The sequence below is a fragment of the Pseudomonas sp. GW823-FHT05G12 genome (assembly GCF_058795575.1).
Genome location: NZ_CM179501.1, coordinates 4589345 through 4602812 on the forward strand (window position 1 = coordinate 4589345; position 13468 = coordinate 4602812).

The 13468-nt window shown below is 63.7% G+C and carries 11 protein-coding genes; 6 read left to right on the top strand and 5 right to left on the bottom strand.

Features of this window, described 5'->3' with window-relative positions; translation table 11 throughout:
- The first annotated feature begins 50 nt into the window (after positions 1-50).
- The 5 genes from mnmC (at position 51) to AC3RCM_RS20955 (ending at position 7384) form a co-directional block, all read left to right on the top strand.
- Entirely contained in the window at positions 51-2015 is a 1965-nt protein-coding gene (gene mnmC, locus AC3RCM_RS20935; RefSeq protein WP_064492645.1) for a bifunctional tRNA (5-methylaminomethyl-2-thiouridine)(34)-methyltransferase MnmC2/FAD-dependent 5-carboxymethylaminomethyl-2-thiouridine(34) oxidoreductase MnmC1, read from the top strand.
- Between the two features lie 130 nt (positions 2016-2145).
- Positions 2146-3933: an N-acetylglutaminylglutamine amidotransferase gene (locus AC3RCM_RS20940; RefSeq protein ID WP_198748308.1), complete on the top strand. Its 1788-nt coding sequence runs from the start codon at positions 2146-2148 to the stop codon at positions 3931-3933.
- A 3-nt stretch (positions 3934-3936) separates the two neighbouring features.
- The gene (gene ngg, locus AC3RCM_RS20945) at positions 3937-5682 is read left to right on the top strand and encodes an N-acetylglutaminylglutamine synthetase (protein WP_104887172.1); all 1746 of its coding nucleotides are present in this window, start codon (positions 3937-3939) and stop codon (positions 5680-5682) included.
- 206 nt (positions 5683-5888) lie between these two features.
- Positions 5889-7073, top strand: coding sequence for an osmoprotectant NAGGN system M42 family peptidase (locus tag AC3RCM_RS20950; protein ID WP_020193055.1), 1185 nt, complete (start codon positions 5889-5891; stop codon positions 7071-7073).
- 83 nt (positions 7074-7156) lie between these two features.
- Complete coding sequence (locus tag AC3RCM_RS20955) at positions 7157-7384, top strand: YheU family protein (protein WP_004575803.1); 228 nt, start codon at positions 7157-7159, stop codon at positions 7382-7384.
- Between the two features lie 14 nt (positions 7385-7398).
- Here AC3RCM_RS20955 and csrA read toward each other — a convergent pair whose 3' ends face one another.
- On the bottom strand, positions 7399-7578 hold the full coding sequence (gene csrA / locus AC3RCM_RS20960; RefSeq protein ID WP_004575804.1) for a carbon storage regulator CsrA: 180 nt from the start codon (positions 7576-7578) through the stop codon (positions 7399-7401).
- A 120-nt stretch (positions 7579-7698) separates the two neighbouring features.
- Positions 7699-8508: an SDR family oxidoreductase gene (locus AC3RCM_RS20965; RefSeq protein ID WP_020193054.1), complete on the bottom strand. Its 810-nt coding sequence runs from the start codon at positions 8506-8508 to the stop codon at positions 7699-7701.
- Positions 8509-8714: 206 nt separating this feature from the next.
- Between AC3RCM_RS20965 and AC3RCM_RS20970 the strand changes: the two genes are divergently transcribed.
- A complete protein-coding gene (locus tag AC3RCM_RS20970; protein WP_003252624.1) occupies positions 8715-8867 on the top strand; it encodes a DUF3309 family protein in 153 nt (50 codons plus the stop codon).
- Positions 8868-8940: 73 nt separating this feature from the next.
- Here AC3RCM_RS20970 and AC3RCM_RS20975 read toward each other — a convergent pair whose 3' ends face one another.
- The 3 genes from AC3RCM_RS20975 to AC3RCM_RS20985 form a co-directional block, all read right to left on the bottom strand.
- A complete protein-coding gene (locus tag AC3RCM_RS20975) occupies positions 8941-10104 on the bottom strand; it encodes a hypothetical protein (protein WP_492629127.1) in 1164 nt (387 codons plus the stop codon).
- Positions 10105-10115: 11 nt separating this feature from the next.
- Positions 10116-10865 carry a molecular chaperone gene (locus AC3RCM_RS20980; protein ID WP_447810678.1) on the bottom strand — a complete coding sequence of 250 codons (750 nt, stop codon included), beginning with the start codon at positions 10863-10865 and terminating at the stop codon, positions 10116-10118.
- A 78-nt stretch (positions 10866-10943) separates the two neighbouring features.
- Positions 10944-13412, bottom strand: coding sequence for a CS1-pili formation C-terminal domain-containing protein (locus AC3RCM_RS20985; RefSeq protein WP_064491539.1), 2469 nt, complete (start codon positions 13410-13412; stop codon positions 10944-10946).
- Positions 13413-13468: the final 56 nt, after the last annotated feature.

The window sequence follows — 13468 nt, forward strand, 5'->3', positions numbered from 1 at the left end:
GCTCAGCCGGATGGCATAAAATCCCGCCATCCGCTGCAACCGAGCCCACCATGCCCACCCTCCTCCAGCACGCCCAGATCGACTGGGACGACCAGGGCCGCCCCCATTCGCGGCACTATGACGACGTCTATTTCGCAGTCAACGAAGGCATCGAAGAAACCAAGCACGTGTTCCTCGGCCAGACCCGCCTGGCCGAGCGTTTTGCCAACCTGGCGCCGCACGCCTGCACGGTGATCGGCGAAACCGGTTTTGGCACCGGCATGAATTTTTTCTGCGCCTGGCAGCTGTTCGACCAGCACGCACACAGCGACGCGCGCCTGCACTTCGTCAGCGTCGAGAAGTACCCCCTCGACCACGCCGACATGGCCCGCGCAGTGCGCCTGTGGCCTGAACTGGCCGCCTATACCGAGCCGCTGCTGGAGCAATACGTGGCGGTGCACCCGGGCTTTCAGCAGTTCACCTTCGCCGGTGGCAGGGTCACCCTGACCCTGTTGATAGGCGATGTGCTGGAACAGCTGCCGCAACTCGATGCGCAAATCGATGTGTGGTTCCTCGACGGCTTCGCCCCCGCCAAGAACCCCGACATGTGGACCCCGGAGCTGTTTGCGCAACTGGCCCGGCTATCGCATCCGGGCACGGTGCTGGGTACCTTCACCACCACCGGCTGGGTACGTCGCAGCCTGGTCGAAGCCGGTTTCGCCATGAAGAAGGTGCCAGGCATCGGCAAGAAGTGGGAGGTGATGAGCGGCGCCTACGTCGGCCCCCTGCCCGGCCCATGCGCGCCTTGGTACGCGCGCCCCGCTGTGACACAGGGGCCGCGCGAGGCGCTGGTGATCGGTGCCGGACTTGCCGGCAGCAGCAGCGCCGCCAGCCTGGCCCGGCGCGGCTGGCAGGTTACTGTACTGGAGCGCCACGAAGCCCCCGCCCAGGAGGCTTCAGGCAACCCGCAAGGGGTGCTGTACCTCAAGCTGTCTGCCCATGGCACCGCACTGTCGCAGATGATCCTGTCCGGGTTCGGCTACACCCGGCGCCAGCTGCAGCGCTTGCAGCGTGGCCGTGACTGGGATGCCTGCGGGGTGCTGCAACTGGCTTTCGACAGCAAGGAGGCCGAACGCCAGGGCAAGCTGGCTGCCGCCTTCGACCACGGCTTGCTGCACTGCCTGGCGCGCGCCGAGGCCGAAGCCATCGCCGGCGTGGCGTTGCCTGGCGGCGGGTTGTTCTACCCCGAAGGTGGCTGGGTGCACCCGCCGGCGCTGTGCCAGCAGCAGTTGCAGCACCCTGGTATTCATTTAGTGACGCACCAGGAAGTGCTCGAACTGCGCAAAGTGGATGAACAGTGGCAAGCCTGGGCTGGCGACCAGCTGTTAGCCCGCGCTCCAGTGGTGGTCCTGGCCGGCGCGGCGGATGTGCTGCGCTTCGAACCTTGCGCGCAGTTACCACTCAAGCGCATCCGCGGGCAGATCACCCGCTTGCCGGCCACCGCCAGCAGCCAGGCACTGCGCACCGTGGTGTGCGCGGAAGGCTATGTGGCACCGCCGCGCGAGGGTGAACATTCACTGGGCGCCAGTTTTGACTTCCATAGCGAAGACCTTGCGCCGACAGTGGCCGAGCACCAGGGCAACCTGGCGCTGCTGGACGAAATTTCCGTCGATCTGGCGCAACGGCTGGCTGTGGCTGAACTGGACCCCGAGCAATTGCAGGGACGTGCTGCGTTTCGTTGCACCAGCCCGGATTACCTGCCGATCGTCGGCCCTATCGCCGACGCGCAGGCGTTTGCCGAAGCCTATGCAGTACTGGGCCGGGATGCGCGGCAAGTACCGGATGTGCCCTGCCCTTGGCTGGGCGGGTTGTATGTGAACAGCGGGCATGGCTCACGCGGGTTGATCACGGCACCGTTGAGTGGCGAGCTGGTGGCGGCCTGGGTATGTGGGGAACCGCTGCCATTGCCGCGGGCGGTGGCGGAGGCTTGCCATCCGAACCGGTTTGGATTGCGCCGGTTGATCCGGGGGAAATGATTGCATCGGGTTGCCTGCCCGGTCACATATAACCAAACATTCTAAAACTCTCGAAAAGCACATAGGTCAGTTCCTTAAGGTGCCCTAATCCGGGGCATCACCTCCCCAACGGAAAAACCGGTAAGGACTTATGTGCGGATTAGCAGGAGAGTTACGTTTCACCCCCATCGACCAAGCCCCTCGCCCAGCCGACCTGGCTGCGGTAGAGCGCATTACCCATCACCTGGCCCCGCGAGGCCCGGATGCCTGGGGCTTCCATAGCCAGGGCCCGATCGCCCTGGGCCATCGGCGCCTGAAGATCATGGACCTGTCCGACGGCTCGGCGCAGCCGATGGTCGACAATACGCTGGGCCTGTCGCTGGCCTTCAACGGTGCCATCTACAACTTCCCCGAACTGCGCGAGGAACTGCAGGCGCTGGGCTACACCTTCTGGTCCGACGGCGACACCGAGGTGCTGCTCAAGGGCTACCACGCCTGGGGCGCGGCGCTGCTGCCCAAGCTCAACGGCATGTTTGCCCTGGCCATCTGGGAGCGCGACAACCAGCGCCTGTTCCTGGCCCGCGACCGCCTGGGCGTCAAACCCCTGTACCTGTCGCGCAACGGCGAGCGCCTGCGCTTTGCCTCGACCCTGCCGGCACTGCTCAAGGGCGGCGACATCGACCCGATGCTCGACCCGGTGGCCCTCAACCACTACCTGAACTTCCACGCCGTGGTACCGGCACCGCGCACCCTGCTGGCCAACGTGCAGAAGCTGGAGCCCGGCACCTGGATGCGCATCGACCGCCATGGCGAAGTGGAACGCCAAGTCTGGTGGCAACTGCACTACGGCCCCCACACCGACGAGCGTGAACTGGACCTGGAAGGCTGGACCACCCGCGTGCTCGACGCCACCCGCGACGCCGTAGCCATCCGCCAACGGGCAGCCGTCGATGTGGGTGTGTTGCTGTCCGGCGGCGTCGACTCCAGCCTGCTGGTCGGCTTGCTGCGCGAAGTGGGCGTTGACGACCTGTCGACCTTCTCCATCGGCTTTGAAGATGCCGGCGGCGAGCGCGGCGACGAGTTCCAGTATTCGGACCTGATCGCCAAACACTACGGCACCCGTCACCACCAGTTGCGCATTGCCGAACACGAAATCATCGACCAGTTGCCGGCCGCGTTCCGCGCCATGAGCGAACCGATGGTCAGCCACGACTGCATCGCCTTCTACCTGCTGTCGCGGGAAGTGGCCAAGCACTGCAAAGGCGTACAGAGCGGCCAGGGTGCTGATGAGCTGTTCGCCGGTTACCACTGGTACCCGCAGGTGGACGGCGCCGACGATGCCTATGCGGCCTACCGTGACGCCTTCTTCGACCGCAGCCATGCCGAATACCGCGAAACCGTGCAGGCGCCCTGGCTGCTGGAAACCGACGCTGCCGGCGACTTCGTGCGCGAACACTTCGCGCGCCCCGGCGCACCGGCTGCCGTGGACAAGGCGCTGCGCCTGGACAGCACCGTGATGCTGGTCGACGACCCGGTCAAGCGGGTGGACAACATGACCATGGCCTGGGGCCTGGAGGCGCGTACGCCGTTCCTCGATTACCGCCTGGTGGAACTGTCGGCACGCATTCCCGCCCGCTTCAAGCTGCCCGACGGCGGCAAGCAGGTGCTCAAGCAGGCGGCGCGACGGGTGATCCCGCATGAGGTGATCGACCGCAAGAAGGGTTACTTCCCGGTACCGGGCCTGAAGCATCTGGAAGGTGCCACCCTGGGCTGGGTACGCGAACTGTTGACCGACCCCAGCCAGGACCGAGGGTTGTTCAACCCGACCATGCTCGACCGCCTGCTGAGCAACCCGCACGGCCAGCTGACGCCATTGCGCGGTTCCAAGCTGTGGCAACTGGCGGCGCTGAACCTGTGGCTGAGCGAACAAGGAATCTGACCGATGAAAGCCCATGAAATCGCTTATGGTCAGCGCCTGCTGCGCGGCCAGACGCCGTCCTACGAGCGCCTGCAAGCGCGCCTGGCCGGCGACGGCAGCCAGCCTCACGACCAACCGCGTGCCGTGCACTGCGGCTGGGGCCGGCTGCTGATAGGCCACACCTACCCCGACCCGGTTTCCCTGGCCGAGGATTTGCTCGACGAGCACCCGGGCGAACGCGACATCGCCCTGTACGTTGCCGCCCCGCAGCAGGTGCTGGCACAGGCCCCTCAGCAGCTGTTCCTCGACCCGTCCGACACCCTGCGCCTGTGGTTCACCGATTACCGCCCGGCGCAGCGGGTATTTCGCGGCTTCCGCGTGCGCCGGGCACAGAACCCTGCCGACTGGCAGGCGATCAACACGCTGTACCAGGCGCGCGGGATGCTCCCCGTCGACGCCGAGCTGCTTACCCCTCGCCACTTGGGTGGCCCGGTGTACTGGTTGGCAGAGGACGAAGACAGCGGCGCGGTTATCGGCAGCGTCATGGGCCTGAACCACGCCAAGGCGTTCGATGACCCCGAGCATGGCAGCAGCCTGTGGTGCCTGGCGGTGGACCCACACTGCACCCGCCCCGGCGTGGGTGAAGTGCTGGTGCGCCACCTGATCGAACATTTCATGAGCCGTGGCCTGGCCTACCTGGACCTGTCGGTGCTGCACGACAACCGCCAGGCCAAGCGCCTGTATCAGAAACTGGGTTTTCGCAACCTGCCCACCTTCGCAGTCAAGCGCAAGAACGGTATCAACGAGCAGCTGTTCCTCGGGCCTGGCCCGCAAGCCGACCTCAACCCCTACGCACGCATCATCGTCGACGAGGCCCTGCGCCGGGGCATCGAGGTGCAGGTGGACGACGCCGCTGGCGGCCTGTTCACCCTGAGCCTTGGCGGGCGGCGAATTCGCTGCCGGGAATCGCTCAGCGACCTGACCAGTGCCGTGACCATGACCCTGTGCCAGGACAAACGCCTGACCCAGCACGCCCTGCACAACGCCGGGCTGCAGGTGCCCGCGCAACAGCTGGCGGGCAATGCCGATGACAACCTGGCGTTTCTCGAAGAGCATGGCGCGGTGGTGGTCAAGCCGGTCGATGGCGAGCAAGGCCAGGGCGTGGCGGTGAACCTGACCTGCATCGACGACATCACCCGTGCCGTGGCGCATGCCCGCCAGTTCGACAGCCGCGTGCTGCTGGAAAGCTTCCATGCCGGGTTCGACCTGCGCATCGTGGTGATTGGCTACGAGGTGGTGGCCGCCGCCATCCGCCACCCGGCGCAGGTGCTGGGCGACGGTAAGCACAGCGTGCGCCAGTTGATCGAAGCCCAGAGCCGTCGCCGCCAGGCCGCCACCGGTGGCGAAAGCCGCATTCCGCTGGACGACGAAACCGAGCGCACCTTGCGCGCAGCGGGCGTTGGCTATGACGACGTGTTGCCGGCCGGCCAGCGCCTAGCCGTGCGGCGTACGGCCAACCTGCACACCGGCGGCACCCTGGAAGACGTCACCGAACGCCTGCACCCGGTGCTGGCCGATGCTGCCGTGCGGGCGGCACGGGCACTGGAAATTCCGGTGGTTGGGCTGGACTTCATGGTGCGCGATGCCGGGCAGCCGGAGTACGTGATCATCGAGGCCAACGAACGTGCTGGCCTGGCCAACCATGAACCGCAGCCCACGGCCGAGCGTTTTATCGACCTGCTGTTTCCCCATAGCCGGCCTTTGGCGTAAACCGGTGCCGGCCTCTTCGCGGGCAAGCCCGCTCCCACAGGGATATCACCGCCCTTGAAGGTGGCGCTGTACCTGTAGGAGCGGGTTTACCCGCGAAGGCAGCGCTGTACCTGTAGGAGCGGGTTTACCCGCGAAGACGGCGCTGTACCCGTAGGAGCGGGTTTACCCGCGAAGAGGCCGGCACAGGAGTAAAGGAGTCCCCAACCATGTCCGAGCAACACCCCGAACCCGATCTCGACTACCTCAAACGCGTGCTGCTGGAAATGCTCGCCATCCCCAGCCCCACCGGCTTCACCGACACCATCGTGCGCTACGTGGCCGAACGCCTTGACGAGCTGGGCATCCCCTTCGAGCTGACCCGCCGCGGCACCATTCGCGCCACCCTCAAAGGCCGGCAGGCCACCCCCGACCGCGCCGTCTCTGCCCACCTGGATACCATCGGCGCCAGCGTGCGTCAGTTGCAGGACAATGGCCGCCTGGCCCTGGCGCCCGTCGGCTGCTGGTCCAGCCGTTTTGCCGAGGGCAGCCGGGTTAGCGTGTTTACCGATACCGGGGTATTCCGTGGCAGCGTGCTGCCGCTGATGGCCAGCGGGCATGCCTTCAACACGGCGATCGACCAGATGCCGATCAGCTGGGACCACGTGGAAGTGCGCCTGGATGCCTACTGCGCCACGCGCGCCGACTGTGAGGCGCTGGGCGTGAGCATTGGTGATTTCGTGGCCTTCGACCCCTTGCCCGAATTCACCGAAAGCGGCCACATCAGTGCCCGTCACCTGGACGACAAGGCTGGCGTAGCGGCATTGCTGGCGGCACTGAAGGCCGTGGTGGAAAGCGGCCGCCAGCCGCTGATCGACTGCCACCCGCTGTTCACCATCACCGAGGAGACCGGCTCGGGTGCAGCCGGCGCCCTGCCCTGGGACGTCAGCGAGTTCGTCGGCATCGACATCGCCCCGGTGGCGCCCGGGCAGGCTTCCAGCGAGCATGCGGTCAGTGTGGCCATGCAGGACTCGTCGGGGCCTTACGACTACCACCTGTCCCGGCACCTGCTGAAACTAGCCGGCGACCATGACTTGCCGGTGCGGCGCGACCTGTTCCGCTATTACTTCAGCGATGCCCATTCGGCGGTGACTGCCGGGCACGATATTCGTACCGCGCTGGTGGCCTTTGGTTGCGATGCCACCCATGGTTACGAGCGCACCCATATCGATAGCCTGGCAGCGCTGAGCCGGTTGTTGTCAGCCTACCTGCTGAGCCCGCCCGTATTTGCCAGCGACTCGCAGCCGGCCAATACGTCACTCGAGCGCTTCAGCCACCAGCTGGAGCATGATGCGCAGATGGAGAGCGACACGCGGGTACCGGCCGTGGACAGCCTGGTCGGAAACAAAGGCTAAACGCACTTGGGGCTGCAAAGCGGCCCCAACACCTCGAATGTTTCGCGTAGCATGCCCATACCTATTTCAGACACCGCCCGACCATGCTGATCCCCTACGACCAATTGCAAGCCGAAACCCTGACCCGCCTGATCGAGGACTTCGTCACCCGCGACGGCACTGACAATGGCGACGACACACCGCTGGAAACCCGCGTGCTGCGGGTACGCCAGGCATTGGCCAAAGGCCAGGCTTTCATCCTGTTCGACCTGGAAAGCCAGCAATGCCAGTTGCTGGCCAAGCATGATGTGCCCCGCGAGCTGCTCGAATAGCAGGCCAGGCCTCTTCAGGCCTTGCTCTGCTTGGACGCCTTGATGCGCTTGTAAACTTCGGCTCGATGCACCGGCACCTCACGCGGAGCAGCCACACCAAAGCGCACCACGCCGTCCCGGGTCTCTACCACCATGATCCGGATGTCATCGCCAATCACGATGACCTCCCCTACTTCGCGCCCTATTACCAGCATGTTCCGATCCTCCTGCGAAAGGGAAAACCGGAGCCTGCCCCGTAGGTATTCAGCTACTCAATAGCTCCACTACGATTCAGAAGCCTCTTACACTTTTGAGTAACTTCTCCTACAGACCAATCATCGCGACGGGGCTTTTGCCCGCATTTTCACCGCCATTTCGGCCATCTCGTCATACAGCCGCTCAGGGGCCTGGCGTTTCAGTTGCCAGGCCTGGCGCCCTGCCTCATGGGGCAGGATGAGGAACTCGCCTGCAGCGACCTGCTGATGGATATAGTCGGCAATGTCCGCCGCACTGATCGGCGAACCTTCGAGCAGCTTGCCCACCTGCGCCTTCATCGCCGGGTTCGGCCCGCGGAACGAGTCCAGCAGGTTGGTCTGGAAGAACGACGGGCACACCACGTGCACCGCCACCTCCACCTGACGCAACTCCACCAGCAGGCTTTCCGACAAGGCCAGCACACCGGCCTTGGCCACGTTGTAGTTGCTCATGCCCGGGCCCTGCATCAGTGCGGCCATCGAGGCGACATTGATAATGCGCCCCTTGCTGCGCTCCAGCAGCGGCAGGAAGGCCTTGCAACCCTTGACCACGCCCATCAGATTGACCGCGATCTGCCAGTCCCAGTCCTCCAGCGTCAGTTCGGCGAAGAACCCACCCGAAGCGACGCCGGCGTTGTTGACGATCACATCGACCCCACCGAACTTCGCTTCGCAGGCCTGGGCCAGGGCCGTCAGCTGGCTATAGTCGCGCACATCGCAGCGCTGGACGAAGCCGTCGCCACCGGCCTGGCGAACCTGCTCCAGCGTTTCGCGCAGGCCGGCTTCGTTGACATCGGCCAATGCCAGGCGCCAGCCCTCACGGGCCCAGCGCAGGGCGATCTCGCGGCCGAGGCCAGACCCGGCGCCGGTGATCATGATGCGTTTTTGCATGGTCGCAGGCCTTGTTCTGACAGGGAGTCCGGTGAGTCTAATCAAGGCGTCGCCATCCGGGAGGATTCATCAGGGCAGTGAATGGGCGGGCATGATTGGGTAGACGGCTGCACGGGGATGGAATCTTTACCAACCCGCACCGGTCCGAATTATCGAGAGGCCAGCAATCTCAGGCTCTTGCCCCCTAATCACGCAAGGACTTTGACATGACCACGATCCTTATCATCATCCTGATTCTGCTGCTGATCGGTGGCTTACCGGTCTTCCCCCACTCGCGCAGCTGGGGCTATGGCCCTTCCGGCATAATCGGCGTGGTGTTGGTGATTCTGTTGGTATTACTGTTGCTTGGGATGATATGACGCGCTGCGGATAGCCACTTCAAACAGTCACTTGAGGTGAATGGCAAGCGGGTCACACCACCCGGTTGCCATTCTACAGGTTCGCATCGAACACCATTGTCACGACGGCCTGATACTCGATACCAGGCAACATGTCCTGTTTCTGGGTGTGGCCGCGAGGGTATACATGAAAATGCAACTGCCCTTGGCTGCCGGTCACACCCTCTGGCGGGACTTCCAGGCTCATGGCGTTCTCAGCTCCGCCAAAGGTCATTGCCTGCCGATAGAGCGAACGGCCATTGTAGGAAACCCCTGGCAAGGTCATGGCCAGGTACAGCGGTATGCCATGGCCCTTGGCCGACCGTAGATTGCACGTGCTATCCAACCCGGTGCTGCACAGCGCCCAGACGTTGAATGGCCCACTGGCAGTCAGGCTGAAGCCCATGTCTTTTTCCAGTTTCTCTGCCACACCCCGTCCTCGGCTCCCAGGCCCGTGCGCCTGCTGCGGCACCAGTACCACCTGCTCGGAACCCGGCTCAAAACGCACCTCAAGGTCATGCACCACCTCCAGTTCGACGTTGATCGCCACTGAATCGGCCGTGAGCCCGGCGACCGTTCGGCTCGAACCCAGGCCAATATCCCTGTCGGGGCCTATCGAATAGACCACGCGCCCTCGGTACACGCCCGACTTCAAGCTCGCCGGCAAAGGCGTCTTCAGCCTGTAGCCCAGCGTAAGGTGACTCACATGGTAAGTGCTCGCATTCTCCACGTTGAGGTTGGCCCAGCACCCGTTGCTGGCTGGCGACCACAGAAACAGGCGATGCGCCGCGCTCGCCAACGCAACCTGGCAACCACTCGAGTCCAGGCCCGTGCGCGCCGCAAGCGTAGGTGCCCCATCGTCCGAAGTTACCGCACCGCCCAGGTGGGTAATGGCAAAGTCCATGCTGACCTGCTCGCCGGTCTTGTCACGCACCATCAGTAGCGCAGTTGGCTGGACAGGGGCCGAGAGGTAGAAGCCATCGGTGCCTTCGCCATCGACTGTTTTCGAGTATTCGACCCCCACATCCAGCAGATCCTGCAGCGGATCGCCACAAAGCTGCGGCAACTGAGTACAGACAGGGGATGACCGGGGTGTCAGGTTTTCAAATTGCCGGGTCTCGCCGCGGTAACGCAGCTTGAGCGTAATGTCGGCCGCCTGCGCCCACGATGAGCCGAACACGCCAGACAGCAGTACCAGCATTGCACACTTGCGAAACATGCCCCTACCTCTCACTCTGCCTTGAAGTTCATGGCTTTGCGCGCATCGCCTTCCACCTGTTCGAAGCGGTATTCGACACCGGGCTTCTCGACGAACTCGCGCGTACGTCCAGGACGAAGATGGTGCTTGGCCGGAGGCTCACACTCGTCCTCGTTCAGCACACAGACCTGGACGTTGTCGAGCAGCACCGTGGCATTGCCCTCGTTGCGCACGGTCCATTTCCCACCGGCTCGCTCAATCGAGGTCTGATACCGCGTGGCAGCAGGCTTGGTAATCAAAATGGTGCCGTAGCCGGCCAGAAACTGCACACCGGCACTGAGTTCCTTGCGGTAAGCGTCAAGCTCCGTTTCGTCCAGTGCGAAGCTGTCATCCTGTTCCGGCACCACCGGGACGAAGCGCAGCCGGTAGTAACGCTCCTGGTTCCGTTCACCGCGATACAGCAACCGCACGGCCTGCATGCCGCGTGCCGGGATGATCATCCGCGCAGGGCTGGCAACAACGCTGCGCTGGTCGAAGGGCAGCTCATCGACTTCCACCTCACGGGGTTCGGCCTGGCCGTCGTAGACCAGCTCCAGCACGCTGACCTTGACGAACGCGGTACTGTCCCCCCGGTTGTAGATGCGTTTGGCATAGGTGCCCTTGCCTGGCTCGAGGTAGTCATAGAGCGCGCCGACATCCAGCTGTGGCCCGGCCTGGGCAAACCACGGCAGCATCAGCGCAACGAACAACAAGGGTGACAAGTGAAATGTGAACCTGTGCATCTTCAACCTCTGTTTACTCAACATCCAATCCATCGACCCGGGAATCGGGCCCTCTACAGCGTCATGCCGAAAGCCGGCTCAGCCCACACTGGGCACACACCGCTGATCACCCACGATCAGCAGGTCATCCTCGCGATCAAAGTTGTCCGGCGGTAATGTCAGAAGGCAGCTACCTGCCGTGTCATGGCGAATTTCCAAGGTGGGCCGTGACTCACTCATTTCGACGTTGAAATAGCCATCCACCTCGACAACCGTGCGCCCGGCGTCATTGACCACATGCGCGCCGTGCAGTGGCTGGCCTTGCCCGTCGAGCAGCCGGCCAAACACGGTGACCGTTCGCATGACCTTCACTGTGTGGTACCCCACCCCACCGCGGTTGAGGTGATAGTCCACAGCGAGGGGTTGGATCTGAGCTGGCGGCACGTCCTTCGTGTCGAAGTCGAAGCGCACATGGCCAGACTTGAACGCCGTCACCGGCACGATATTGCGCCCGGGGTGCAGCACTGCACTCATGCCCTGGCCATCGTTGGCGCGCAGCTTCACACCGTGCAGATCGCTTTCGACATCGATGATCAAGCCGGCTTCGAGCGGCAGGTTGCTGCCGCCCATGGCCAGCTTCCCGGCGCCCAGCGCCAGGGTGCTTTCCAGGTTGAGGCCACCGCTGAGGTTATTGTTGAAAGAGGAACTCTGGGCATAGGCATCGCCCTGCAGCGCCTGGCTGTGGAATCGCCCATTGGCCGCCAGGCTGGTGCCATAGCCGTCGAGCGTCGCGCTGCCCCCCAGGCTGTGCACGGGGCCCAGGTCGACGTTCTGCCGATACCACAGCGAAGCGTAGGGGTCATTGCCCCCCTCACGCGAGGCGCGGCTACCCACATCGACCCCAAGCTGCCTGCCATCGCGCTCAAGCTTCATGCTTACAGCAACGTTGACGCCGCGGCTGCGGACACCGGCGCTGCTGCGCGTTCCAGGCCTGTCGAAAAGTGACAGGCGAACACTGCTCTGATGCCCCCGCAGTTTCCCGAAGAACGCCCAGCTGAGGTCGGCCCCCAGGCCGCTTGCCGAGCCCGCACTGTGTTCCAGACGCAGCGTCGCTGAACTGCGCGCGGTTACCCGCTGGTTGATCGAAAAGGCGGTGCGGCTGCGCACCTGGCGCTGGGAAGTATCGTCGTGACCGCTACTGCCAGGCTCCAGCCAGGTCTGGTTGTGGCTCAGCAACAACGAGCCCCAAGGGTGGGTGTAGGTCAACTGCAGATCGCCGCCGTTGCCCAGGCCCTGAGTCTGATTGAGGCTGGCGTAAAGCTTGAACCGTTCATGCACGTCCCAGTCCAGCGAGGTCCCCAACTGCAGGTCAGCATCGACCTGTTGCACTGACAACCCCAGCACCGCGGCAGGATGCATCAGGTAGTTGGAAAGGGCACCGAACACCGGGCTCTGTTCACGATTGCCATCCGAGTTGCTCAGTAGCTCGACCTGCTGGCCCAGGTACAGGTTGTAGCGCCAGCGGTTATCCATGTTCTGCCACCGGCTGGGCTTGTAGATGGACACTTCGCTGCGCGAGGTCTCCAGGCCGTCTTCGAGCAAACGCAGCTCCACATCATAGATGCCGCCGGGCAATACCCGCGTGTCGATCGCCTGCAAACCCGGCTGTACCGGCTGACTGTTGATCAGCGAACCATTGCGATAGATTTCGACGATACCCGGGCGGTTCGGCGTGACGTAGACGGGGATGGCGCTGGCTTGGCCATTGTCGACCAGCAGGCTGTCACTGCTGCCCAGCATCAAGCCAAGCGTGCTATCAGGGCGGCGCCCGAGTAGCGATGGCTGGCGCACCAGGCCTTGTGCGCCAGTGGAGAAGTAACCCAGCCGAAAGAAATGCTCTTCCTGCAGGCGCTCCGCGTAAAGCTGGTTCATGCGGTAACGCATATCGCCTTGCTCAGATGGGCTACGATCCACGCGTGCATCGGCAAGCGTCGTCCAGTTATGCAGGTTGCCCTGACCGAGCAGGCCGATTCTGCCCGTGGTCTGATTGCCATCATTGACCAGGTTGAGCTGGTTACGCAGCAGCAACCCAGCGTCACTCTGCTCCGGGAGGCGGTGGAAGAGCGCGTCCTGCTCCCGCTTCTCGGCATTGGAGGTCAGCAATGACAACTGGGAATTGGCCAGGCTGTAATGGATAGCCTGCAACCCGTCCGGGCAGTTTTGCAGGCAGTCGCCCAGCATGCGCCCGCCCTCCAGGCGCTGTTGCCATAACTGCCTGAGCGTGGCCGGCTCTGCGCTCTGCTCAGTGTCGGTAAACGTCAGCAACTGCACACGGTTATCACGGCTCAATACCACCATGGCATCACCGAGGTAGCGTTGATCAAGCTCCACTCGCACGGCAAGCGGCACATCGAAAAAGTGCGCCTCGAAGTCTTCTGGCAAACGCCCGAATGTATTCAGGTCAATGGCACTGGACGCGCGCTCGGCCAACACTTCGAGGGGCATAATGCAGGCAGCACCCAACAGCCAGACAGCGAGTGCGCGGCCGGGTGCAGCAAACTGGAACATGATTCAATCCACTTCAACACCTGCCCCTACACTGGTAAACATCCAGTAAGTTGAGG

Coding starts and splice junctions, on each gene's coding strand:
- mnmC (WP_064492645.1), top strand. CDS start 51: ATGCCCACCCTCCTCCAGCACGCCCAGATCGACTGGGACGACCAGGGC.
- AC3RCM_RS20940 (WP_198748308.1), top strand. CDS start 2,146: ATGTGCGGATTAGCAGGAGAGTTACGTTTCACCCCCATCGACCAAGCC.
- ngg (WP_104887172.1), top strand. CDS start 3,937: ATGAAAGCCCATGAAATCGCTTATGGTCAGCGCCTGCTGCGCGGCCAG.
- AC3RCM_RS20950 (WP_020193055.1), top strand. CDS start 5,889: ATGTCCGAGCAACACCCCGAACCCGATCTCGACTACCTCAAACGCGTG.
- AC3RCM_RS20955 (WP_004575803.1), top strand. CDS start 7,157: ATGCTGATCCCCTACGACCAATTGCAAGCCGAAACCCTGACCCGCCTG.
- csrA (WP_004575804.1), bottom strand. CDS start 7,578: ATGCTGGTAATAGGGCGCGAAGTAGGGGAGGTCATCGTGATTGGCGAT.
- AC3RCM_RS20965 (WP_020193054.1), bottom strand. CDS start 8,508: ATGCAAAAACGCATCATGATCACCGGCGCCGGGTCTGGCCTCGGCCGC.
- AC3RCM_RS20970 (WP_003252624.1), top strand. CDS start 8,715: ATGACCACGATCCTTATCATCATCCTGATTCTGCTGCTGATCGGTGGC.
- AC3RCM_RS20975 (WP_492629127.1), bottom strand. CDS start 10,104: ATGTTTCGCAAGTGTGCAATGCTGGTACTGCTGTCTGGCGTGTTCGGC.
- AC3RCM_RS20980 (WP_447810678.1), bottom strand. CDS start 10,865: ATGCACAGGTTCACATTTCACTTGTCACCCTTGTTGTTCGTTGCGCTG.
- AC3RCM_RS20985 (WP_064491539.1), bottom strand. CDS start 13,412: ATGTTCCAGTTTGCTGCACCCGGCCGCGCACTCGCTGTCTGGCTGTTG.